This window comes from Streptomyces sp. SA15 (genome assembly GCF_002291145.1).
Taxonomy (GTDB): Bacteria; Actinomycetota; Actinomycetes; order Streptomycetales; family Streptomycetaceae; genus Streptomyces.
Genome location: NZ_NTGE01000130.1, coordinates 52748 through 74127, shown reverse-complemented (window position 1 = coordinate 74127; position 21380 = coordinate 52748). Strand labels below are relative to the sequence as shown.

General features: G+C 70.2%; 23 protein-coding genes and 3 pseudogenes. 22 read left to right on the top strand and 4 right to left on the bottom strand.

The features are described from left to right. The 5 genes and pseudogenes from CLM62_RS50815 to CLM62_RS30860 form a co-directional block, all read left to right on the top strand. Nucleotides 1-322: pseudogene (locus tag CLM62_RS50815) on the top strand (hypothetical protein); the annotation flags it as partial. A gap of 81 nt (nucleotides 323-403) precedes the next feature. Beyond that, entirely contained in the window at nucleotides 404-862 is a 459-nt protein-coding gene (locus CLM62_RS30875; protein ID WP_095753178.1) for a roadblock/LC7 domain-containing protein, read from the top strand. Continuing rightward, nucleotides 859-1215 carry a DUF742 domain-containing protein gene (locus tag CLM62_RS30870; RefSeq protein ID WP_179382291.1) on the top strand — a complete coding sequence of 119 codons (357 nt, stop codon included), beginning with the start codon at nucleotides 859-861 and terminating at the stop codon, nucleotides 1213-1215. Before CLM62_RS30875 ends, CLM62_RS30870 begins: the two co-directional genes overlap by 4 nt. Continuing rightward, entirely contained in the window at nucleotides 1196-1840 is a 645-nt protein-coding gene (locus CLM62_RS30865) for an ATP/GTP-binding protein (protein WP_095753176.1), read from the top strand. The genes CLM62_RS30870 and CLM62_RS30865 overlap by 20 nt, the downstream gene beginning before the upstream one ends. Then, entirely contained in the window at nucleotides 1837-3099 is a 1263-nt protein-coding gene (locus tag CLM62_RS30860; RefSeq protein WP_095753175.1) for a cytochrome P450, read from the top strand. Before CLM62_RS30865 ends, CLM62_RS30860 begins: the two co-directional genes overlap by 4 nt. 89 nt (nucleotides 3100-3188) lie before the next feature. Here CLM62_RS30860 and CLM62_RS30855 read toward each other — a convergent pair whose 3' ends face one another. Further along, nucleotides 3189-4415, bottom strand: a complete 1227-nt coding sequence (locus CLM62_RS30855; RefSeq protein WP_095753174.1) for a cytochrome P450 — start codon at nucleotides 4413-4415, stop codon at nucleotides 3189-3191. A 101-nt stretch (nucleotides 4416-4516) separates the two neighbouring features. Here CLM62_RS30855 and CLM62_RS30850 point away from each other — a divergent pair, with 101 nt between their 5' ends. Together CLM62_RS30850 and CLM62_RS30845 are read left to right on the top strand one after the other, a co-directional pair. Next, entirely contained in the window at nucleotides 4517-4783 is a 267-nt protein-coding gene (locus CLM62_RS30850; RefSeq protein WP_179382290.1) for a hypothetical protein, read from the top strand. Then, the gene (locus tag CLM62_RS30845) at nucleotides 4780-5508 is read left to right on the top strand and encodes an SDR family oxidoreductase (RefSeq protein ID WP_095753173.1); all 729 of its coding nucleotides are present in this window, start codon (nucleotides 4780-4782) and stop codon (nucleotides 5506-5508) included. The genes CLM62_RS30850 and CLM62_RS30845 overlap by 4 nt, the downstream gene beginning before the upstream one ends. On the opposite strand, the gene CLM62_RS30840 is transcribed toward CLM62_RS30845, so the two are convergent. Further along, nucleotides 5480-6046 carry a PadR family transcriptional regulator gene (locus CLM62_RS30840; RefSeq protein WP_095753172.1) on the bottom strand — a complete coding sequence of 189 codons (567 nt, stop codon included), beginning with the start codon at nucleotides 6044-6046 and terminating at the stop codon, nucleotides 5480-5482. The two genes, CLM62_RS30845 and CLM62_RS30840, sit on opposite strands and share 29 nt — an antisense overlap. Nucleotides 6047-6141: 95 nt before the next feature. Between CLM62_RS30840 and CLM62_RS30835 the strand changes: the two genes are divergently transcribed. The 3 genes from CLM62_RS30835 to CLM62_RS52080 all read left to right on the top strand — a co-directional run bounded on the left by CLM62_RS30835 (nucleotide 6142) and on the right by CLM62_RS52080 (nucleotide 7200). Then, complete coding sequence (locus CLM62_RS30835; RefSeq protein WP_257004196.1) at nucleotides 6142-6564, top strand: ester cyclase; 423 nt, start codon at nucleotides 6142-6144, stop codon at nucleotides 6562-6564. Nucleotides 6565-6742: 178 nt separating this feature from the next. Then, nucleotides 6743-7069, top strand: a complete 327-nt coding sequence (locus CLM62_RS30830; protein ID WP_257004195.1) for a type II toxin-antitoxin system Phd/YefM family antitoxin — start codon at nucleotides 6743-6745, stop codon at nucleotides 7067-7069. Continuing rightward, entirely contained in the window at nucleotides 7066-7200 is a 135-nt protein-coding gene (locus CLM62_RS52080) for a hypothetical protein (RefSeq protein ID WP_257004194.1), read from the top strand. The genes CLM62_RS30830 and CLM62_RS52080 overlap by 4 nt, the downstream gene beginning before the upstream one ends. A gap of 5 nt (nucleotides 7201-7205) precedes the next feature. Here CLM62_RS52080 and CLM62_RS30825 read toward each other — a convergent pair whose 3' ends face one another. Next, nucleotides 7206-7739, bottom strand: coding sequence for an ATP-binding protein (locus CLM62_RS30825; RefSeq protein ID WP_179382289.1), 534 nt, complete (start codon nucleotides 7737-7739; stop codon nucleotides 7206-7208). Between the two features lie 146 nt (nucleotides 7740-7885). On the opposite strand from CLM62_RS30825, the pseudogene CLM62_RS30820 reads away from it, so the two are divergent. After that, nucleotides 7886-8242 (top strand): annotated as a pseudogene (locus CLM62_RS30820) (helix-turn-helix domain-containing protein); the annotation flags it as partial. A gap of 367 nt (nucleotides 8243-8609) precedes the next feature. On the opposite strand, the gene CLM62_RS30815 reads toward CLM62_RS30820, so the two are convergent. Beyond that, nucleotides 8610-9014 (bottom strand): type II toxin-antitoxin system PemK/MazF family toxin, encoded by a 405-nt coding sequence (locus tag CLM62_RS30815; protein ID WP_095753169.1) that lies wholly within the window; start codon nucleotides 9012-9014, stop codon nucleotides 8610-8612. Between the two features lie 167 nt (nucleotides 9015-9181). Between CLM62_RS30815 and CLM62_RS30810 the strand changes: the two are divergent. The 11 genes and pseudogenes from CLM62_RS30810 to CLM62_RS30760 form a co-directional block, all read left to right on the top strand. Continuing rightward, nucleotides 9182-9628: pseudogene (locus CLM62_RS30810) on the top strand (transposase); the annotation flags it as partial. Nucleotides 9629-9856: 228 nt separating this feature from the next. Continuing rightward, nucleotides 9857-10717: an alpha/beta fold hydrolase gene (locus CLM62_RS30805; RefSeq protein WP_095753168.1), complete on the top strand. Its 861-nt coding sequence runs from the start codon at nucleotides 9857-9859 to the stop codon at nucleotides 10715-10717. Between the two features lie 270 nt (nucleotides 10718-10987). After that, complete coding sequence (locus CLM62_RS30800; RefSeq protein WP_095753167.1) at nucleotides 10988-12019, top strand: hypothetical protein; 1032 nt, start codon at nucleotides 10988-10990, stop codon at nucleotides 12017-12019. A 52-nt stretch (nucleotides 12020-12071) separates the two neighbouring features. Next, entirely contained in the window at nucleotides 12072-13340 is a 1269-nt protein-coding gene (locus tag CLM62_RS30795) for an FAD-dependent monooxygenase (protein WP_095753166.1), read from the top strand. A 168-nt stretch (nucleotides 13341-13508) separates the two neighbouring features. Continuing rightward, on the top strand, nucleotides 13509-14912 hold the full coding sequence (locus CLM62_RS30790) for an MFS transporter (RefSeq protein WP_095753165.1): 1404 nt from the start codon (nucleotides 13509-13511) through the stop codon (nucleotides 14910-14912). 148 nt (nucleotides 14913-15060) lie between these two features. Beyond that, a complete protein-coding gene (locus CLM62_RS30785; RefSeq protein WP_095753164.1) occupies nucleotides 15061-15909 on the top strand; it encodes a xanthine dehydrogenase family protein subunit M in 849 nt (282 codons plus the stop codon). Between the two features lie 8 nt (nucleotides 15910-15917). Then, nucleotides 15918-18311: a xanthine dehydrogenase family protein molybdopterin-binding subunit gene (locus CLM62_RS30780; RefSeq protein WP_257004193.1), complete on the top strand. Its 2394-nt coding sequence runs from the start codon at nucleotides 15918-15920 to the stop codon at nucleotides 18309-18311. Between the two features lie 5 nt (nucleotides 18312-18316). Further along, nucleotides 18317-18904 (top strand): (2Fe-2S)-binding protein, encoded by a 588-nt coding sequence (locus CLM62_RS30775; RefSeq protein ID WP_095753188.1) that lies wholly within the window; start codon nucleotides 18317-18319, stop codon nucleotides 18902-18904. A 3-nt stretch (nucleotides 18905-18907) separates the two neighbouring features. Next, nucleotides 18908-19723, top strand: a complete 816-nt coding sequence (locus CLM62_RS30770) for an SRPBCC family protein (RefSeq protein WP_095753162.1) — start codon at nucleotides 18908-18910, stop codon at nucleotides 19721-19723. After that, on the top strand, nucleotides 19720-20379 hold the full coding sequence (locus CLM62_RS30765; protein WP_095753161.1) for an isochorismatase family protein: 660 nt from the start codon (nucleotides 19720-19722) through the stop codon (nucleotides 20377-20379). Before CLM62_RS30770 ends, CLM62_RS30765 begins: the two co-directional genes overlap by 4 nt. Further along, complete coding sequence (locus CLM62_RS30760; RefSeq protein WP_095753160.1) at nucleotides 20376-21272, top strand: alpha/beta fold hydrolase; 897 nt, start codon at nucleotides 20376-20378, stop codon at nucleotides 21270-21272. The genes CLM62_RS30765 and CLM62_RS30760 overlap by 4 nt, the downstream gene beginning before the upstream one ends. The last annotated feature ends 108 nt before the right edge of the window (nucleotides 21273-21380 follow it).

Here is a 21380-nt window from a genome sequence, read left to right as displayed (position 1 = left end):
GGACGAGGGCCGGGCGGGCGGCCGTTCGGCGGCGCGCGACGCGGGTGCGCGCTTCGGTGCCTTCCATCGCGGACGCCAGTCAGGCAGCGGCGGCACCGGGTCCGTGGCCCCAGGGGGCTCCGAGGCCCGCCTCGGCTCCCGGGCCCACCAAGGATCCAACGCCACTCCCGACTCCCCGACCCATCACGGATCCGACACCACTCCCGACTCCCCGACCCATCACGGATCCGACGCGACTCCCCGCTCCGAGGCCCATCGCGGAGCCGAGACCCGCCCCGCCCCCGAGGCCCGCCCCGCCCCCGAGCCACCGTCCACCCCGTAGTCCATGCCCTTCCCGTACGGCGCCCGGGGCCCCGGCGCCCACGCCCCCGCTCGACTTCAATGAGATTGGAGGAACGGGTCGGTGACCGGACAGCCGGGCACAACCGCCCCATCACCCACCATGCAGACCACCGACAACAGCCTCACCTGGCTCCTGCAGAGCCTTCTGGAGCGCACTCCCGGCACGCGGCACGCCCTGGTCCTGTCCCGGGACGGCCTGAAGCTGTGCTGGACCGAGCACCTGACGCTCGACCAGGCCGATCAGCTGGCGGCGATCTGCTCGGGTATCCAGGCCCTCGCCCAGGGCGCGTCCGTCGAGTTCGGCGACGGATCCGGCGGTGTCCGGCACTCCATGACCGAGTTCCACGGCGGCCTGCTGTTCATCGTCGAGGCAGGCGAAGGGGCGCATCTGGCGGTCGTCGCCGAGGAGAACGCCGACCCCGGGGTGGTGGGTCACCAGATGACCGAGCTGGTCGAGCAGATCGGCGAGCATCTGCGGGCCGAGCCCCGCCAACCCACCCAGGGGGGCACCTCGTCGTGACGCGCAGGCCCGTGGACACCGGTGATCCCGACCGGCTCTACACGGTCACCGGCGGACGCAGCCGTGCGGACGACTCGTTCGATCTGGTCACCCTGGTGGTCAGTGAGTGCGAGCCCACCGCCGGGATGCAGTCGGAGCACGCTCGGATCCTCGACCTGTGCCGGCATCCGACGGCCGTGGTCGAGATCGCAGCGGAGCTGAAGCTGCCGATCACGGTGGTGCGCATCCTGCTCGGCGACCTGCTCGCCACGAGCCGCATCACCGCCCGCCACCCGCGCGCGGCGCGGTCCGTCGCCTCGCTCCCCGATTCCGCCCTTCTCCAGGAGGTGCTCCATGGGCTCCGCAACCTCTGAGCTGCCTTCGCGGCGTACGCCCCTGGCCGACGCTGCCGAGACCGGCCTGAAGATCGTCGTCGTGGGCGGGTTCGGGGTCGGCAAGACGACCCTGGTCCGCTCGGTCAGCGAGATCCGGCCGCTCAACACCGAAGAGGTGATGACGCAGGCCGGTGTCGGCGTCGACGAGACGAGCGGGGTGGCGGCGAAGACCACCACGACGGTGGCGTTCGACTTCGGACGGATCAGCCTCAGCGAGCGCATGGTCCTCTACCTCTTCGGCGCTCCGGGGCAGGAGCGCTTCTGGTTCCTGTGGGACCGGCTCTTCTCCGGAACGCTCGGCGCGGTCGTCCTGGTCGACACGCGCCGGATGGACGACTCCTGGTACGCGATAGACCGGCTGGAACACCATCGGACGCCGTTCGTCGTGGCCGTCAACCGGTTCGACGACGATCCCTCCAGACACTCCCTGGACGAGATCCGCCAGGCACTCGCCCTGCCCGGGCACGTGCCGCTGATCGACTGCGACGCGCGGGTCAGATCGTCGGGCAAGGACGTCCTGATCACCCTCGTGAACCACCTCTACGAACTGGCCATGACCCGGGAGAACACGGAGCACCCGGAGATGACGGAGATGACACCGTGACCGACGCCGGAACCTCCGCCCCGCACGCGGCTCCCCCGGGCTGCCCCGCCCACGCGGGCGCGGTACGCCTGGCCGGTCTGGAGTACCAGCAGACACCGTCGCAGCTGTACCGCACCCTGCGCCGGGAGCACGGCTCGGTGGCGCCCGTTCTGCTCGACGGGGACATCCCCGCCTGGCTGGTCCTCGGCTACTCCGAGGTCAGCTATGTGACAGGTCACGACGAACTGTTCGCCCGGGACTCGCGCCGCTGGAACCAGTGGGAGAACATCGCCTCGGACTGGCCTCTGCTGCCCTTCGTCGGATACCAGCCGTCGGTGCTGTTCACCGAGGGCGCGGAACACCGGCGCCGGGCGGGGGTGATCACGGAGGCGCTCTCGGGAGTCGATCAGTTCGAACTGGCCCGCGAGTGCGAGCAGATCGCCGACCGGCTCATCACGTCGTTCGCCGGAAGCGGCCAGACCGAGCTGATGAGCGCGTACGCGCACGCCCTGCCGATGCGCGCCGCGGTCCAGATGTGCGGGATGCCGCACACCGGTACGGACACCCAGCGGCTCGTGGACGACCTGCGGATCTCCCTCGACGCGGCGGAGGGCGACGACCCGGTGGCCGCGTACGGCCGGGTGGGCGAGCGGATCCAGCAACTGGTGAAGGACAAGCGGGAGAAACCCGGCCCGGACGTCACCTCGCGGATGCTCCAGCACCCGGCCGGTCTCACCGACGAGGAGGTCGTCCAGGACCTCATCTCCGTCATCGCCGCGGCACAGCAGCCGACGGCCAACTGGATCTGCAACACCCTCCGGTTGCTGCTCACCGACGAGCGTTTCGCCCTGAACGTCTCCGGCGGCCGGCTCAGCGTGGGCGAGGCACTGAACGAGGTGCTGTGGCTCGACACGCCGACGCAGAACTTCATCGGCCGCTGGGCCGTGCGCGACACCCAGCTCGGCGGACGGCAGATCCGCGCGGGCGACTGCCTCGTACTCGGCCTCGCCGCGGCCAACACAGACCCGCAGATCTGGCCGGACGGGCACGTCGGGTCGGAGAACGCCGCGCACCTGTCGTTCAGCAACGGGGAGCACCGCTGCCCCTACCCGGCCCCGCTGCTGGCCGACGTCATCGCCCGTACGGCGGTCGAGACGCTGCTGGAGCGGCTGCCCGACCTGGTCCTGGCGGTGGACCCGGAGGAGCTGACCTGGCGCCCGTCCATCTGGATGCGCGGGCTGACGTCGTTGCCGGTGCGGTTCACGCCGGTGGTGCAGTAGCGCGCCGGCGGCGGGGGCCCTCGTACGGAGCCCTCGTACGGAGCCCACCTGCCCGCCACTTTCGCCGTACGGCTTTCTCCGTACGGCGGTCAGCCGGCGACGGGCGTGAACCGCACCGGCAATGACTGCGGCCCCCGGGTGAAAACCCCCTGCTCCACAGGGTCGAACCCGTCCGCGAACCGCACGTCCGGCATGGCGTCGAGGAGCTGGCCGACCCCGATCTCGACCTCGGCCTTGGCGAGCAGGGCCCCGACACAGAAGTGCCGGCCGAGAGCGAAGGCAAGGTGATCGGCGGCGGCCGAGAAGGCGGTCGTCGTCGTCAGGTCGTCCCGGAAGATGTCGAAGCGGTCCGGGTCCTGATACCGCTCCTCGTCCCGGTTGGCGGCACCGATCAGACAGGTGACGGTGGCACCGGCCGGGACGGTACCCCCGCTGAGCGCGACCTCGGCCGCCGACTGCCGCATGATCATGTGGACGGGCGGCGTGTAGCGCAACGTCTCGGCGAAGGCACGTGCGATCAGACCACGATCTTCCCGCACGGCCGCCAACTGCTCCGGATGCAGCAGCAGGTTGGCGAAGATGCTGGCGATCGCCTTGTCGGTGGTCTCGCCACCAGCCGCGAGCAGCAAACTACAGAAGGACTTGATGTCCTCGTCGCTCATCTTCACGCCGTCGACCTCGGCGGCGCACAGCGTGGACAGCAGGTCGTCACCGAGGTTCTCGCGGCGCTCCCGGATGATCGGAACCATGTACTCGGCGAACTCCACCCGCGTCCGCTCCCCGGCCGCGGCCACGTCAGGATCCCCCGACAGATTGCTGAGAAAGGCGATGACCGAGGTGTACCACTGGTGGAACCGTGCGTGATCGGCCTTGTCGAGCCCCAGCATGTCCGCGATCACGTTGACGGGAAAGCGGGTCGCGTAGTCCCCCACCAGGTCCGCGGCCCCGCGGTGCCGGAAGGCATCGATGAGCTCACGCGAGTTGCGCTCGATCACGGGCAGGAACTTCTCCTGCAGGTCACTGCCCCGGAAGGCCGGCGCGACGAGCGCACGCCGCACCGCGTGCTCACGCCCGCTGAGCTGGAGGATCGTCTTGCCGTGCACGGGCTCGATCTGCCAGTCGTAGTTGTCGGTGGTGAACTCACCGTTCTTGTCCTTGAAGACGCGCTCCACGTCCTCGTAGCGGGAGATGATGTAGCTCTGGGTGGCCTCGTGCCAGATGAGAGGAGCCTTCTCCCGCATCACGCGATAGGCCCGGTAGGGATGGGCGGCGAACTCGGGCGAGAGGATGTCGGGGACCTGCTGTGCGGTGGCCATGGAGCTCCCTGGGGTGGGTAACGAGCCTGTCCCACAAGGCTATTGATCACGCGTCTGGGGGGACAGCCGAGTCCTGGCCGACTGTTGGGTTATGGACAGCCGTGGCCGAAAGCGGCCCTTCCGGCCATGGGCCGACGGCTCCGCAACTCGGCATCCGGCTCGCGGCAGCCCGCTCGACCGCGCTGTTCCAGCTCGCCACCAATCTGCCCGCCGCGGTCCTCGCCCGCACCCTCGGCATCGACATCACCGTCGCCGTCGCCGTCAAACGGCAGCGAGCCGCCGCTGGAGACTGGGCCGCCTACGCCGCCGAGGTCAGCCGCCGCACTTCACCACAACCTCCGATCTACGAACCAGGAGTACCGACATGAGATTCGACGATCACCGCGTGGTCATTACCGCAGCCGGCCGCGATTTTGGACGCACTTTAGCCCTCCGTCTCGCGGACCTCGGCGCCGAGGTCTTCCTCTCCGCGCGCACTCTCGCCGCCGCTGAACGTGTGCGCGACGAGATTCACGGTCGAGGGCACCAGCAGGTCCACGCCTCCGCCTGCGACCTGACGGACCCGGCCTCGATCCGCGACTTCGCTGCCGGAGTCGCCCGGCACACCGACCGCATCGACGTGCTGATCAACAACGGCTCCCGCTACCTCGAAGGACCAGACCTCCCATCCGCCTCCGACACCGACATCGTCGACACCATCGCATCCGGCGCCACCGGCACCGTCCTGACCGTGAAGAACTTCCTCCCTCTCCTACTCAACTCGGATAAGCCGGACGTGGTGACCATGGTCTCCGCCTGCGGAACGGCCGGTCATCACCGCTCGGACGCGCACGACGCCTTCTACGCGGCCAAGAGCGCCCAGGCAGGGTTCGCCGAGATCCTCTCCAAGCGCCTGCGGCCCCAGGGGGTCCGGGTGATCTCCCTCTACCCGCCCGACTTCGACAACCCTGACCCGCTCTCCGAGGAATGGGAGACCACACCGCGCGAGGCCAAGGACGCCCTCACCGCGCAGTCACTCGTGGAGTGCATCCTCTTCGCCGTCGCCCAGCCCCGCGACTGCTTCATCAAGGCGTTCCACTTCGAACAGGTCTGACCGATTCCTGGCTCTCGGTGGGCTCGTCGCCATCCAGAACCCTGTGCAGCCAGGCGCGTTCGGCGCTGCTGATGGCGCGGGCGGTGAGCAGCATGCCGCACCGGTAGGGGTCCGGGACCTCCTCGGCTCGCAGCGGCCTGTCACCGTCGTAGAAGAAACTCGCCGGCTCCTCCAGGAACTCCAGCCGTCTGCGCAGCACCGCATGCTGTTCGGACACGTCGGGCAGGTGGGAGAGGAACGCCAGGATGGTGAAGAAGCGGGTGAAGTCGGTGATCTCGTGGTCGGCCGGCCTGCGCAGCCGCTTCAGCAGTTCGGTGCGCCCGGCGTCGGTCAGGCTCAGTACGTACCGCGCTGCGCCCGCACCCGGGTCGGCGCACCGCTCCAGCAGGTCCGCCTTGGCGAGGCGGTTGATCGCCGGATACAGGCTGCCGTCGCTGACCGGCCGCGTGTACCCGGTCAGCTGCGAGACCCGGCGGCGCAGCTCGTGTCCGGGCAGGGGGCCCTCGGCCAGGAAGCCCAGTATCGCTAGTTCCAGCATGCCCTCAGTATCCCACAGCCGCATCGAAACGATGTATACATCGTTTCGATGTTACCGTAGATGGGATTGCCACCGACCTCCCTGAAAGGTAGAGAATGATGCCGCCGGAATCTGTCGAGTCAGTGATGAACCGCTTCGTCGAGTTCATCAACACGGCCAACGAGGATCTTGCCCGCGAGGTCATTTCTCCCGACGCGGTGTTTCACGCACCGAGTCACCCGGAACCGCTCCGAGGCCCCGAGGGCTACATGGAAGTCATCGGGATGATGCGCAGCGGACTCCCGGACGTCCAGTGGACCCTGGAGGAGATGATCGCGGAAGGCGACACAGTGGCTGCACGGTTCACCATGCGCGGTACTCACGACGGTGAGTTCTTCAGCATCCCTGCGAGCGGCAACAAGGTCTCGGTGCAGGCCATGAACTTCTACTACCTGGCCGACGGCCGGATTGTCGGTGAACGAGGCCAGCCCGACCTCCTCGGAGTCATGCAGCAGATCGGTGCCGTACCGGCGCCGTGAAACAGGTGCGGAGCGCATACCTTCGGCGCGGTGTCGAGACGCGGCTGCCTGCCTCGGGAGGAGGGAGGTCCTGTGGGGTGGCAAGCAATCGGCTCCGGCGGTGACCAGGTCGAGGCATGGTCGATGTCTTCCACCATGCTGGGGTGGTGGTGAGCAGCGCCGCTCAGAGATCATCACCGTGAGCGACGCCCGGAGCGGCCTGTCGCGGATACTGGCCGAGTTGGCCGAGGCCGGCCCGCAGGCGGAGCCGGTACTGATCGGCGCCCACCGCAAGGCGCAAGGCGTACTGCTCTCGATCGAGGCCTACGAGAGCCTGACAGAACGCGCCGCTCGCAGTGAGGCGGCCGAATCGGCCACAGGCTCCCTCGCGGCCGAAGGCCTCCGGCCGACTGCCGCCTCCGACCAGGACGCCGCAGCCTATGTACGCGGCACCCTCTCGGCCGAGGAGATGGCTGCCCGCGCCTTGGCCCGCCACCGACCCGAGACGCGCCGGTCGGCCGGATGAGCGACCCGTACGTCCTGCCGAACGGCGTCCTGCGCAACCGTCTCACCGACGCCGCCGCGCTCGCCAACGCCGAGGCCGACATACCCCTGGAACGCATGCTGGACCGGCTGGTCAGCCAAGAGACCAGCTGACCGCGTCAGTCCCGTGCCCGATCGCCACAGGCTGTTCTCCCGGGGAGGAGGTACTCCGCCCAGACGGTCTTGCCCGGACCGTCGGGGCGCGGGTGCCAGTCCCAGCGCGCGGCGAGACGCGATACGAGGAGCAGCCCGCGGCCCGTCTCTTCGGTACCGGCAGGCCCCGGGACGGCGGGACGCCGAGGGATGCGTTCGGCGCGGGTGTCGGTGACCTCGACACGGACAGTGCGGCCGTCGGCCGGGGCATGCACGCGGAGGTGGAAGTCGCGACCTGAAACGTGGCCGTGCCGCACGGCGTTCGCGGTCAACTCGGCCACGATCAGCACGATCTCGTCGTGGGGTGCGGCGTCGTACGGGATGCCCCATGCGTCCAGGCGTACGGCCGTCAGACGGCGGGCGAGGCGGGCGCCGCGGGGTGTGGAGGTGAAGCGCATCTCAAAGGTGCGGTCGTCGTGCGGTTCGGGGGTGGAGATCAAGTGCGGGGTGGGAGCGGTGAGTTGAGTGGGGGTGGTGGGGCTGTCGGGCTTGGTCGTCATGCCGATAACGGTCCCGTTGGTGGCGTAGCGTGACCAGTGGTGACGCACCGACGTGGACCGGCTGTACGCGCGGTGTCGGTACGGGTACGAGGCGCGCGGCGTTACGGCGTTCCCTGCGGGGGCGTGGGCCGGGGAGGCGGTGGTCAATGACGGATGTTACGGCGGGGGCCGACGTGGTAGCGGGCGGCGGCGACGAGGCGGTCGTGAGCCTCGGGGACGGTTGGGAGAACGACGACAGGGGCGCGCGGCGGCCGGAGGACGATGCCGGGCGGGGCGTCGTCACGGCGTTCGGGCAGACCATGAAGACGCTGCGGGTACGGGAGGGGATGGAGCGGGAGGAGTTCGGGAAGCGGCTCGGCTATTCGGCGTCCACGATCGCGTCGTTCGAGCAGGGGCGGAGGATTCCGTCGCCTCGGACGATTGATCGGGCGGATGAGGTGCTGAGGGCGAGTGGGTTGCTGTGCCTGTGGAAGGAGCAGGTGGAGCGGGCGCAGTATCCGGTGTCACCGTGGATGCCCACGGCCCGCAGGGCGCAGTTGAAACACTCACCTACACCGTGGACCTGGAGGTGCTGGTCGGAGATCCTCCGCTGAAGCGCATCGAAAAGCACCTGGGCAGTATCGATGGCCGCCTGGACGCACTGGCTGACGCCGGGACCCTAGCGCTCCTCCCTCTCGGCGGCGGCGCGCCCGATCTGTGCCAGTCGACCGCAATTCGAGAGCGCGCCGTCGCGGCGGGGCCCTCCCATCACTAGTATTCCAGCCGTAGTTCGTGATCTCGATCGTGAGGGGCGCCGAGGAGGCAGCTGGCAGCGTCGATCATCTGGACGAGACCGACCACGCTGTCGCGGGCGTTCGTTTCCTTCTCCGCCTACCCGAGTCCACCGAGACGGAGGGCGTTCCTTATCTCGCTGAGCTTCGCGGTCGTCGCCGGGGTCCACTCCTTCGCCTGCTCACCGAGACGGAGGGCGTTCTCGATCTCGCTGAGTTTCGCGGAGGACAGGGCGCCCGCCCGCTCGATCAGGTCGTCCCGGGACACGGTGGTCAGCCACGTGCAAGGGGTGAAGCCCGGACGCGGGAACGCGAACCGAAGCACGCCTTCAAAGGGCAGTCCTTCCACGGCGCCTACTGCCACTTCGACGCCCAGACCGGTGATGTCGACACCCGCCCGAGCGACGACCTGCATCACCCGGATCCCGGACGCGTCGTCTCCCGACAGCAGCACGACCGGCCGCCGCTCGTCGAACTCCACCCACCAGACTTCGCCACGTTGCACATGTCCTCCTGACACAGGACGGCGGGCGGACGCTGCGCGACCCCGACGCGCTGTGGAGACGGGTGCGGCCACCCGTTGATCATCGGTGTGTGAAGACAAACGATCACGCGGTGGCCGCAGGTCACAGCGTAGACCCTGCCCGCTGGCAGGAGGCGTTCGAGGGCCTGATGAGCCGGATAGCGGGACGGTTCACACGGGTCGAACCCCGGTTCCGGGTCCGGAAGTTGGTGCTCGGACTGCTGTCGGACCTGCCGCGCAAGAACTGCTGGACCATCTCCGAATGGGCCGGGGAGAGGACCCCGGACGGCATGCAGCATCTGCTGGGGCGGGCCAAGTGGGACGCCGACCGGGTCCGCGACGATGTGTGTGACTACGTGGTGGACCACCTGCACGACGACAAGGCGGTACTGGTGGTCGACGAGACCGGGGACGTGAAGAAGGGCACCGGCACGGTCGGCGTCCAGCGCCAGTACACCGGCACCGCGGGCAGGATCGAAAATGCCCAGGTCGCCGTCTACCTGGTCTACGCCGGCCGGCGCGGGCACGCGGCAGTGGACCGGGAACTGTACGCGGTTCACGGGTGCGGCTCCTCACCGTCCAGAACGCGACGAGCGAAGCCGACCGCCACCCCTGACGCGGACATCGTCGGGTCGCTCACAGGTGTCCGACCCGGCCTGCACGGCGATCCCGCACACGGCCACGTGACGTTTGCGTAAACACGGACGCACAGGCATTGCCCCGATAGTACGTACCCGGATTAACTCCAGGCCAACTCATCAGCGGGGTGCCGCAAAGCCCGTAGCCCGTCCAGCGCCCCAACCCCCGGAATCAGGAGGCTCGTCATGCCGTCGAGTCCGTCCCCTCGTCCTCCGATCCTGTTGCTGCACGGCGCCTGGCACGGGTCATGGTGCTGGGAACCGGTGACGACCGCGCTGGCCGCCGCCGGTCATCCGGTGCTCGCCATCGACCTCCCCGGGCACGGGCTGCAGGCCCCGGTCCCCGACGCCTACAGAACCCAGGACCTCGACGCCTTGGCCACCGCTGCCTCACCGCTGGCGGGGCTCAGCGCGGCGGACTGTTCCGAGCCCGCGGTGCAGGCCGTCCGCGCGCTCCACGCGGCGTTCGGCCCGGTGGTCGTCGTCGGTCACAGCCTGGCCGGAGTGACGCTCGGCCACGTGGGCGAAGCCGTCCCGGACCTCATCGCGCGGCTCGTCTACCTCGCCGCGCTCGCCCCCGCGCCGGGCCGCACCGTGTTCGAGGACGCGGCGACTCCCGCGTTCAGCGACTCGCTGTTCCTCGCTCTGCCGATAGGCGATCCGGGCAGCACGGGCGCCGTACGCATCAACTGGAATTCGCCTGACGCCGGCTACCGGTCGACCGCCCGGCAATGCTTCTACGGTGACGTCCCGGACGACACCGCCGATGCCGCGACACGGCTGCTGTCACCGGACGCACCCGTGCGGTTGTACAGCGACCCCGCACAGCCGACGGCAGAGCGGTGGGGCACCGTGCCACGCACGTGGATCCGGTGCACCCTCGACCGCGCCGTCCCGGTCGCCGCTCAGGACGCCTCCATCGGACAGCTGGACGCCGTGGCTCCCGGCACCCCCTTTGAACAGCACACGCTCGAGACCGGTCACTCCCCGTTCCTGTCGGCGCCCGAGATGCTGTCGTCCGTGCTCCTCAAGGCCGTCAACGCCTGACTGGACGACCCCGGACGACCAGCCCCGGCACCAGCCTGCGGCGGCTCCCGCGCGCTTACGGTCCGTCACGAAAGAACCGTGTTAACTCGGCGCACGCCCTCTTGCCAAGCCGAGATAGTACGTGTTCGGATTATCTCGGTCGGCGCGTCTCCAGCCTGCCCACCGCTCCCGTCCCCCTTCGATCGCCGTGCCCGGAGCACGGCTGCGCCATGCCCGGTTTCCGGTGCGAGGAGCGCGACGGGAACCCGTCAGCAAACCGGGAGGAAGCCCGTGTTCGATCTTTCGTCCGTCGATCTGCTCGACGCCTTCACACGTGAGCTGCACCTGTGCAAGGTACGCAGCGGCGAGCATGTCGTGGTGCTGTCCGAGCCCGGCAGCCGCGGCGACTACGTGGCGGCCGCCTTCGGCGCGGCCAAGGCGTGCGGGGCACATGTCATCGCCGCGACCGTGCCGGGCGGCAGCCCCGCGCCGATGCCCAGCACCCACACCGGTGCGGGCCCGGGCCTGGTCTCCGTACTCAACGACAGCACCGCGCAGGACCTGCTGAAGTCGGCCGACCTGGTCGTCGACCTGACGCGCGAGGGTTTCATCCACGCGCCGGTCCAGCAGGAGATCCTGCGCGCCGGCACCCGCATCATCTTCGTCTGCGACGCCCCCGACGTGCTGATCCGCAATCTGCCCAAGGAGGGCGACAAGGCCGAGGTGCTGGAGGGCGTCGATCTGCTCAAGCGGTCGTCCGTCATGCGGGTCACCTCGGAGGCGGGTACCGACCTGACCGTTCAACTCGCCGGATCGAAGCCGGAGTTCCAGTGCGGCTTCGCCGACGATCCAGGCCGCTGGGACCACTGGCCGAGCACGATGGTGATGTGCTGGCCGGAGATCTCCGACGGGCAGATCGTGCTCGCCGAGGGCGACATCCTGCTGCCCTTCAAGGAGTACGTCCGCTCCCCCGTCACCCTGCAGATCTCGGGCGGGCACATCGAGAAGGTGTCCGGCGGCGCCGAGGCCGAGCTGCTGTCGACGTTCTTCGAGGACGCCCGGGACCAGTGGGCGCGCAGTCTCTCCCACATGGGCTGGGGCCTGATGCGTACGGCCGACTGGTTCGCCACGGCGATGTACGGCAAGGACGACCTGATGGGCATGGACGCCCGCGCCTTCGCCGGCAACTTCCTGTGGTCGACCGGCCCGCACCCCGTCCTCGGGCGTGAGTCGTACGCCCACCTCGACATCGCGATGCGCGGCTGCACCGTCACCGTCGACGACGTCGAGGTCGTCACCGGCGGGAAGCTCACCGGCGGCTGACCGATCGGCCCGCGCAGGAAGTCCCGTACGTGCCCCGCGAGTTGGAGGAAGAGTGGCGTCCAGTCAGTCGTACGAAGTCACTGTCGTCGGGGGAGGTCTCGGCGGGCTGACCGCAGCGCTGGCCCTGCGGCAGCGCGGTCTGCGGGTCTCTGTCCTGGAGCAGGCGGCCGAACTCGGCGAGGTCGGCGCGGGCATCCAGACGGCGCCCAACGCGAGCCGGGTGCTGATGGGGCTCGGGCTGCGCCGGCAGATGGAGGCGATCCGCACCGAGCCGCTCGATCAGGTGCGGCGCCGGTGGAAGGACGGCAGCGTCATCGGCCTGACCTCGCTGGGGCAGCGCTGCAAGGACGAGTTCAACGCCCCTTACTGGCACTACCACCGGGCCGATCTCCACCGCATGCTGCTCGACGCGTGCGTCGACCCGTCCGGCCCCGGCCCCGTCGTGGAGGTGCACACCGGGAGCAGGGTCGTCGAACTTGACCGTACGGACCCCGAGCGTCCCGTGGCGGTCACCGAGGATGGGCGCCGCCACGTCGGCGACGTGCTCATCGGCGCCGACGGCATCCGCTCACGGACACGTGACCTGATGGGCCTCCCCGACACGCTGCAGTACTCCGGCGAGATGGCCTACCGGGCGCTGATACCCGGCGAGCTGATCGCCGCCGACCCGGCGACGCGCTGGCTCGTGGACCGCTTCCAGAGCACCATCTGGTACGGGCCCGACCGGCACCTCGTGCACTACATGGTCCGCGGCGGCGAGTACCTCAACGTCGTGGCCTGCGTGCCCTGCACGGACGAGGTCGCCGAGAAGTGGAGCGTGCCCGCGACCGCGCAGGACCTCGTGGACGCGTTCCCCGGCTGGGACGACCGGGTGCCGGCCATGCTGTCCAAGGCGAAGGAGGACGTTTCCGCCTTCGCGCTCCACCACCGGCGCCGCGACCCGGTGTGGATGGACGGCCGGGTCGCTCTCCTCGGCGACGCCTGCCACGGGATGCTCCCCTACCAGGCGCAGGGCGCCTCGCAGTCCATGGAGGACGCCGCCGTGCTGGCCGAGGAGCTCGGCGCGGTCACGGCCGCCGGAGTCGAGGGAGCGCTGCGGCGCTATGTCGACCGGCGCGCCAAGCACGCCGGAATGGTCCAGGACGCGTCGCTGCGGAACAAGGACTTCTACCACCTGCCCGACGGCCCCGAGCAGCGGGCCAGGGACGAGAAGCTCAAGAACTTCGACGGGGAGTCGGACCTGTCCTACGACTGGCTGTGGTCGGGCACTCCGCTCAACGATCCGGATCTCGGCGCGTTCTCCTACCAGTTCGCCCGCTGAGACTCCCACCTCCCTTCCCCCTTCCCTGCGACTGCCACCTCCCTTCCCCCTTCCCTCCCTTCCCTGCGACCGCCACCCCCTCTCCCACCCGGTCCGCACGCCGGAGCCCCGAGCACCGCGTCCGCAAAGGTGCGGCACGGATCCGATACGCAACACCGTGGAGCGAACGTGAAAACAGGCGATCAGATCGTTCAGGAACTCCCCTGGAAATGGTCCGTCCAGGGCAAGATCTTCATCATCGGCGGCCTCGGCTACCTCTTCGACGCGTACGACATCGCCCTGAACGGCTTCCTCATGCCGCTCGTGGGGACGCACTTCGACCTCTCGCTCGGCGATCGCGGGCTCGTCGCCACCGCCAACCTCGTCGGCATGGCCGTGGGTGCCATCGCCTGGGGCTCGGTCGCGGACCGGATCGGCCGGAAGAAGGCCTTCAGCGTCACGCTGCTGATCTTCGCCCTGTTCTCCGTCCTCGGCGCCCTCTCCCCCACGTACTCCGTGTTCCTCGCGCTGCGCTTCCTCGCGGGCATCGGCCTCGGCGGCTGTATCCCGGTGGACTACGCGCTGGTGAGCGAGTTCTCTCCGCGCAAGTACCGGGGCCGGATACTGACCGGGCTCGATGTGTGGTGGCCGGTGGGCGTCACGCTGTGCGGGTTCGTCTCGACGGCGCTGCTGTCGGTCGACGGGAACTGGCGGTGGATGCTGGCGACGATGGCCCTGCCCGCGCTGCTGCTGTTCTGGGCGCGCCGCGGCATCCCCGAGTCGCCCGTCTACCTGACGAAGAAGGGCCGCGAGGCGGAGGCCCGGGAGGTCATCGACGATCTGGTCGCCCGCACCGGCGCCCCCGTCGTGCCGTATGTGATTCCCGAGCCCGTCGCCGAGACCGGGCCGCGCGGACTGGCCGCCGCGGCCGAGCAGCTGCGCCGCATCTGGCGCTTCAGCCCGCGCATCACCTCCGCGGCCTGGTTGCTGTTCGCCACGATCATGCTGGTGTACTACGCGGCCCTGAGCTGGATGCCGTCGATCCTGCGGGACGAGGGCCTCGGTGACACGGCGGCCTTCATGAAGACCACCCTCATGAGCGGTGTCGGCATAGTCGGTGTGCTGGTGTCCACGGCCCTCGTCGACATCGTCGGCCGCAAGTGGCTCATCGGGGTCTCGGCGCCCGTCGCGGCCCTGGCGCTGGTCGTGTTCGCGCTGGTGATGGACATGCCGACCGGTTCCGTCGTGGCGATCGCCGTCTTCGGCTTCCTGATCCAGCTCACCATTCCCGTCCTGTACGCGTATGCCTCGGAGCTGTACCCCACCGAGCTGCGGGCCAGCGGCTTCGGCTGGGCCTCGTCGGTCAGCCGGGCGCTCACCGGGTTCGCCCCGATGCTCTTCGGCTCGTTGATGTGGCCCGTGCTGGGGCTGCCGATGACCTTCGCGGTGCTGGGGATCGCCGTGCTGCTGGCCGTCGTGTGGATGGCGGTCGCGGCGCCGGAGACGAAGGGCCGCAACCTCGACGCCGACGCCGACGTCGACGCGTCGCCGGCCCTCGTGCGTGGGGACGTCCCCGAGCGGGCGGTCCTCTGAGGCACCGATTGACGCACCTTGACGCACCTTGACGCACCGATTGAGGTGCCGATCGCACGCGGGTACGACGGCACCGGACCCGGGAGCGACGGCACGACGCAGGACCCCGTGAAGGCACGACCCGTACGGAACGCCCGACAGGAGGACCATGAAGCCCGCCCCCTTCCAGTACCACCGGGCCCGCGACGTCGACGGGGCCGCGCGGCTGCTGGCCGAGCTCGGTGACGACGCCAAGGTCATCGCCGGCGGGCAGAGCCTCGTCGCGATGATGAACTTCCGGCTGGCCCGCCCGCGGCACCTCGTCGACATCGGCGGACTGCGGGAACTGGACCGGCTGCACCGGGACTCCGGCGGCGGCCTGCGCATCGGGGCGCTCACCACCCACCACACGGTGGAGACCGACCCGGACGGGGTGCTGGGGGCGGGCTTCGAGGTCCTGAAGAAGGCCATGAGCTGGATCGGGCACCTCCCGATCCGTACCCGCGGCACTGTCGGCGGCAGCATGGCGCACGGCGACGCCACCGCCGAGTGGTGCCTGCTCGCGGTGGCACTGGGCGCCGAGTTCGTGGCACGCGGTCCCCGGGGAGAGCGGAGGATCGCGGCCGGGGACTTCTTTCTCGGCTACTACACGACGGCCCTCGACCCGGACGAGCTCCTCGTCGAGACCGTCTTCCCGCGTCCCGCGCCGCATGCCGCGCTCACCGAGTTCGCCGAGCGGCGCGGGGACTTCGCCCTCGTGGCCGCCGCCGTCGACCTCGACGTGGCGGACGGCGAGGTGCGCTCCGGACGGGTGGCGCTCGGCGGTGTGGCGTCCGCCGCCGTCCGCGTGCCCGAGGCGGAGGCCGTACTGGCCGCCGGCGGCTCCTTCGAGGCCTGCGCGTCCGCCGCGGCGGAGGCCGTCGAACCGCCCGCCGACGCGTCCGGCAGCACGCACTACCGCAAGCAACTCGTCCGGACCCTGGTCCGGCGTGCCTGTGAGGAGGCCATGGCGCCATGAGTGTCCCGATGAGTGAACGGAAGCTGGTGGGCAGGGCGGTTCCCCGCCGTGAGGATCCGCGGCTGCTGTCCGGGCGCGGCCGGTTCGTCGACGACATCGCGCTGCCCGGCATGCTGCACGCCCAGTTCGTGCGCAGCACCGTCGCCCACGCCGAGATCGCCACGGTGGACCTCTCGGCGGTACGCGAAGTTCCGGGCATCATCGCGGCGTTCACGGCCGACGACCTGGCGCTGGGCGACATCGTCGCGCAACTAGGGCGCCCGCTCACGGAGTTCGTCCCGACGGCCATGCCGGTCCTCGCCCGCGACAAGGTCCGCTACGTCGGGGAGCCGATCGCCGTCGTCGTAGCACGCGACGCGTACGCGGCGGAGGACGGCCTGGAGGCGGCGAAGGTCTCCTACACGACGTTGCCGCCGGTGACGTCCGAGGAGGCGGCGCTCGCCCCTGGCGCCCCGCTCGTCCACGCGGAGGCCGCGCACAACACGCTGGTGGACGTCTCGCTCTTCGCGACGGACGGCATCGACGAGGTCTTCGAGTCCGCGCCCTGCGTCGTCGAGGTCGACACGAGGACCGGACGGCAGAACGCGCTGCCGCTGGAGACCCGGGGCGTCGTGGCGCACTGGGACGACCGCGAGGAACAGCTCGTCCTGCAGACCTGCACCCAGATCCCGCACCAGGTACGGACGGTGGCGTCCCGGAGCCTGCGGCTGGATGAGCGCGCCGTGCGGGTCGTGGTGCCCGACATGGGCGGCGGGTTCGGCCAGAAGTGCGTCGTCGGCCGCGAGGAGATCGCCGCCGCGGCGGCCGCGCTGCGGCTGCGGCGGCCGGTGAAGTGGATCGAGGACCGCAAGGACGCCCTGTCCGCGTCGTTCCTCGCCCGGGAGCAGCACTACCGGGCGCGCGCGGCCTTCGACGCCGAGGGCGGGATCCTCGCGCTCGACGCGGACGTGGTCTGCGACATGGGCGCGTACTCCTGCTACCCCTTCACGGCGGGCATCGAGCCGCTGATGGCGTCCGCCGAGATGCCCGGCGTCTACAAGGTGCCCGCGTACCGGGTGCGGGGCAGGGCGGTCACCACCAACAAGGCGCCCACCGGGCCGTACCGCGGCGTGAGCCGGCCGCAGTACGTCATGGTCGTGGAGCGGCTCTTCGAGCGCGCCGCCCGCGAACTGGGCCTGGACCCGGTCGAGATCCGCCGCCGCAACGTCATCACCGACTTCCCCTACACGGGCGTCAACAACATCACCTACGACCCGGGCTCCTACCTGGAGTCCCTCAACCTGTGCGAGCGGCTCGTCCGGGAGGAGGGCTGGTACGAGAAGCAGGCAGCGGCGGCGGCCGAGGGACGGCACCTCGGCATCGGCTACTCGTGCTTCAGCGAGCGCACCGGGTACGGCTCCGCGGCCTTCGCGCAGCGCAAGATGCAGGTGGTGCCCGGATTCGACATCTCCGAGATGCGGATGGACACCAGCGGCGCGGTCACCTTCACCACCGGCACGATGAACCACGGGCAGAGCCACGAGACGACGATGGCGCAGATCGTCGCCGACGAACTCGGCCTCGCGATCGCCAAGGTGAGGATGCATCAGGGCGACACCGACCGCATCACCTACGGCTGGGGCACCTTCGCCAGCCGCTCCATCACCATCGGCGGCAGCGCCGTACGCCTCGCCTCGGCGAAGCTGGGCGACAAGCTGCGCGCCATCGCCGCCGCACGCTGGGGCGTCGCCCCCGAAGAAGTGGAGTTGTCGGACGGCGCCGCCCGCCGCCGCGACGCCCCCGACGACCTGACTTACAAGGGAGATGTCCTCACCTACGAGGAGGATGTCCTGACCTACGAGGAGATCGCCGACATCGCCTACCTCCGGGCCCACCTGCTGCCGAAGGACATCGAGCCGGGCCTGTCGGTCACCGCCACCTTCGACGTCTTCACCGACGGGACCTTCTCCAACGCCACCCACGGCTGCGTCGTCGAACTCCACAAGGGCACCGGGCAGGTGGAGATCCTGCGGTACGTGTGCGTCGAGGACTGCGGTGTCGCCATCAACCCGCAGGTCGTGGACGGGCAGTGCCGGGGCGGCATCGCGCAGGGCATCGCGGGCGCGCTGTTCGAGCAGGTGACGTACGACGCCCAGGGCGAGCCGTCGGCGACCGGCTTCATGGACTACAAGGTGCCCACCGCCCACGAAATCCCCGATGTGCTGATCCACCACCTCCAGACACCCAGCGCGTTCACCGAGACCGGCGCGAAGGGCGTCGGCGAGGGCGGCACCATCGGGGCGCCCGCCGCCGTCCTCAACGCCGTCAACGACGCCCTGCGCCCCACGGGTATCGAGCTCGACCACACGCCGGTCACTCCCGAGACCGTGCACCGCGCCCTGAACCTGGAGCTGTCCTCGTGAGCCTCATGAACAACGACGCCGTGACGGTGCAGCCGAAGCTGCAGCTCATCACCCTCGACGTCAACGGCGAGCAGTACGACGTGGTCACCGAGCCCCGCCGCACCCTCGTCGACGTACTGCGGCACGAGCTGCGGCTGACCGGCACGCACGTCGGCTGCGAGCACGGCATCTGCGGAGCCTGCACGGTCCTGGTCGACGACGCGCCCGTCCGCGCCTGCCTGATGTTCGCGGCGCAGGCCGAAGGGGCCCGGATCCGCACGGTCGAGTCGCTGGGTAGCGGCTCTGGTGGTGAACTGAGCGATCTGCAACGGGCGTTCAGCGAGCACCACGCGCTGCAGTGCGGGTTCTGCACGCCCGGGTTCCTGATGCTCGCCGAGGGGTTCCTCACCGAGCGGCCGGAGGCGACCAAGGAGGAGATCCGCGAGGTGGTCGCCGCCAACCTGTGCCGGTGCACCGGCTACCAGACCATCGTCGAGGCGATCGACGGGTGCGCGACGGCTCGGCGGCGGGCCCGCGCTCAGACCTGCTCTCAGACCTGTGCTCAGACCCGCGCTCAGACCTGCGCTCAGCCCTGTGACAGCAAGGAGCACTGACCCATGCAGCTCACCAACTCGGTGCTGGTCGAGGCCTCCCCGGACGAGGTCTTCGCCCTGATGAACGACGTCGAACGAGTCGCCTCCTGCATGCCGGGCGCCGCACTCGACGGGCAGGACGGCGACGCATGGCGGGGCAAGGTGAAGATCCGGGTGGGTCCCATCAGCGCCTCCTACGCCGGCACCGTACGTTTCCTGGAGGTCGATGCCGAGCGGCGGCGGCTGCGGGCGCAGGCCAGAGGCGCCGACATCCACGGCAGCGGGGACGCGGAGGCCGAGGTCTCGCTCGAGGTGCTCGCGGCGCCCGAGGGAGCACTGCTCCAGCTCTCCACGGACCTGGTGATCCGCGGCAAGATCGTCCAGTTCGGCAAGGGCGCGATCGTCACGGTGTCGGACCGGATCCTCCAGCAGTTCGCGCGGAACCTGGGGAGCTTGCTGGACCGGGACAGGGACCGGGACAGGGAGAGGGAGAGGGACAGGGAGAGGGACAGGGACCGGATCGCCGGGACCTCCTTGCCCGAGGCGGCCCCTTCGTCCGCGCCGTTCTCGTCCGCGCCTTACTCGTCCGCGCCGTTCTCGTCCGCGCCTTTCTCGTCCGCGCCTTTCTCGTCCGCGACCGCTCCCGCCGCGGCGCGGCCGGCCCTCGCACCGGCCTCGGACCTCGACGGCCTGGCGATGCTGCTCGGCCCTTCGGCCGCGAAGTACGGCCTGGTGGCCGGGGCGTTCGCGTTCGGCCTCCTCGAAGGCTGGCTGCTCGGCCGCCTGGGCGCCCAGGCGCGGGAGCTGCGGGCGCTGCGGGCCCTGCGGAGGGCGTCATGAGCGGCGCGCGGTACGGACGGGAGACCGAGCGGACCTACCAGCGGGCGGGATTCGGCGCGCCCGTGCGCCGCGGCAGCCGGCCGGCCGTCCTCGTGGTGGACCTCACCCGAGGCTTCACCGAGGCGGGCTTCCCCTCGGGGGCCGATCTCACCGACGTGGTCGGTGCCACGGGCGAGTTGATCGCGGCGGCGCGTCCGGCCGGGGCGCCGGTCGTGTTCACCACGATCGCCTACACACCGGCCGAGGCGAGTGGCGACGCCGTCACCTGGCTGGACAAGGTTCCGGGCATGCGGAGCATGGTCGAGGGCAGCGAGGAGGTCGCACTCGATCGGCGGCTGCCGCGGGCATCGGAGGACCACCTGATCGTGAAGAAGGGCGCCTCCGCGTTCTTCGGCACCTCCCTGGCCGCCCTGCTGACCGGGGCCGGCTGCGACACGGTGCTGGTGTGCGGGGCGACGACGAGCGGCTGCGTACGGGCCACCGCAGTGGACGCCGTGCAGTCCGGGTTCTCGGTGCTGGTGCCTCGCGAGTGCGTCGGGGACCGGGCGCCGGGTCCGCACGAGGCGAACCTCTTCGACATCCAGGCCAAGTACGGCGACGTGATCGGCCTCAAGGAGGCCGTCTCGTATCTCGACGGACTACGGAGGACCGCATGACCCCGCCCCAGCCCCTGCCCCCACCCTCGCCTCCACCCCCGCCACCACCCACCCGACTGCTGGCTCAGCTCGCGCTCGCTGATCTCGCCGACGTTTCCGCCACCAGTCGCTGGGTGCGTTCGGGCGCCACGCGTCTGCACGTCCTTGACTACGACTCGGGTGGTGACGGCGTCCCGCTCATCGTGCTGCCGGGCATCACCAGCCCCGCCGTCACCATGGACTTCGTGGCGCGCGAACTGACCGATCTCGTACGACCGTTGATCGTCGACGTCCGCGGTCGCGGGCTGTCCGACGGCGGCGGCTCGTACGGACTGGAGGAGTACGCCGAGGACACCGAAGCCGTCGTCACCGGTCTCGGCCTCGACCGGCCGATCCTCTTCGGACACTCCATGGGCGCGCGGATCGCGGCCGTCACCGCCGTCCGGGCGAAGGTGGGGCTACGCGGCACGGTGCTGGGCGATCCACCGATGAGCGGCCCCGGGCGAGGGCCCTACCCCACCACCCTGGACGCGTTCCTGGACCAGCTGGCACAGGCACGGCGCGGCACCGACGCGGACGAGGTGGCCCGGTCCTGGCCGCGCTGGCCGCGCCGTGAGCAGGAGCTGCGGGCCCGCTGGCTGGCGAGCTGCGACACGGAGGCCGTCTCGGCCACGCACCGCGGCTTCGAGAACGAGGACTTCTTCGACTGGTGGCCCTCCGTTCCCGGCCCCACGGCGCTGCTGTACGGCGCGGACAGTCCCGTCGTCACCACGGAGGGCGCCGCGGAGGCGGCCCGGCTGCTGCCTTCGGCCGTACTGACCAAGATCCCGGCCGCCGGACACATGCTGTTCTGGGACAACCCGCCCACCGCACTCGCGGCCCTGCGCGAGGCACTGCGCCCGATGCTGAGCTGACGCGGCGGCGTACGAGTTCCCGAAGGCGGAGGACCCTCAACCGGCTGCCAATCCGACGGCCGATCCGACGGCCGGCCGGACTGCCGACCCGACGGCCGACCGGACTGC

Bases quoted from the DNA above. Each gene is read 5' to 3' on its own strand.
- CLM62_RS30865 (WP_095753176.1), top strand. From the start codon at position 1,196: ATGGGCTCCGCAACCTCTGAGCTGCCTTCGCGGCGTACGCCCCTGGCC.
- CLM62_RS30855 (WP_095753174.1), bottom strand. From the start codon at position 4,415: ATGGCCACCGCACAGCAGGTCCCCGACATCCTCTCGCCCGAGTTCGCC.
- CLM62_RS30845 (WP_095753173.1), top strand. From the start codon at position 4,780: ATGAGATTCGACGATCACCGCGTGGTCATTACCGCAGCCGGCCGCGAT.
- CLM62_RS30840 (WP_095753172.1), bottom strand. From the start codon at position 6,046: ATGCTGGAACTAGCGATACTGGGCTTCCTGGCCGAGGGCCCCCTGCCC.
- CLM62_RS30835 (WP_257004196.1), top strand. From the start codon at position 6,142: ATGATGCCGCCGGAATCTGTCGAGTCAGTGATGAACCGCTTCGTCGAG.
- CLM62_RS52080 (WP_257004194.1), top strand. From the start codon at position 7,066: ATGAGCGACCCGTACGTCCTGCCGAACGGCGTCCTGCGCAACCGTCTC.
- CLM62_RS30825 (WP_179382289.1), bottom strand. From the start codon at position 7,739: ATGACGACCAAGCCCGACAGCCCCACCACCCCCACTCAACTCACCGCT.
- CLM62_RS30805 (WP_095753168.1), top strand. From the start codon at position 9,857: ATGCCGTCGAGTCCGTCCCCTCGTCCTCCGATCCTGTTGCTGCACGGC.
- CLM62_RS30785 (WP_095753164.1), top strand. From the start codon at position 15,061: ATGAAGCCCGCCCCCTTCCAGTACCACCGGGCCCGCGACGTCGACGGG.
- CLM62_RS30780 (WP_257004193.1), top strand. From the start codon at position 15,918: ATGAGTGAACGGAAGCTGGTGGGCAGGGCGGTTCCCCGCCGTGAGGAT.
- CLM62_RS30775 (WP_095753188.1), top strand. From the start codon at position 18,317: ATGAACAACGACGCCGTGACGGTGCAGCCGAAGCTGCAGCTCATCACC.
- CLM62_RS30770 (WP_095753162.1), top strand. From the start codon at position 18,908: ATGCAGCTCACCAACTCGGTGCTGGTCGAGGCCTCCCCGGACGAGGTC.
- CLM62_RS30765 (WP_095753161.1), top strand. From the start codon at position 19,720: ATGAGCGGCGCGCGGTACGGACGGGAGACCGAGCGGACCTACCAGCGG.
- CLM62_RS30760 (WP_095753160.1), top strand. From the start codon at position 20,376: ATGACCCCGCCCCAGCCCCTGCCCCCACCCTCGCCTCCACCCCCGCCA.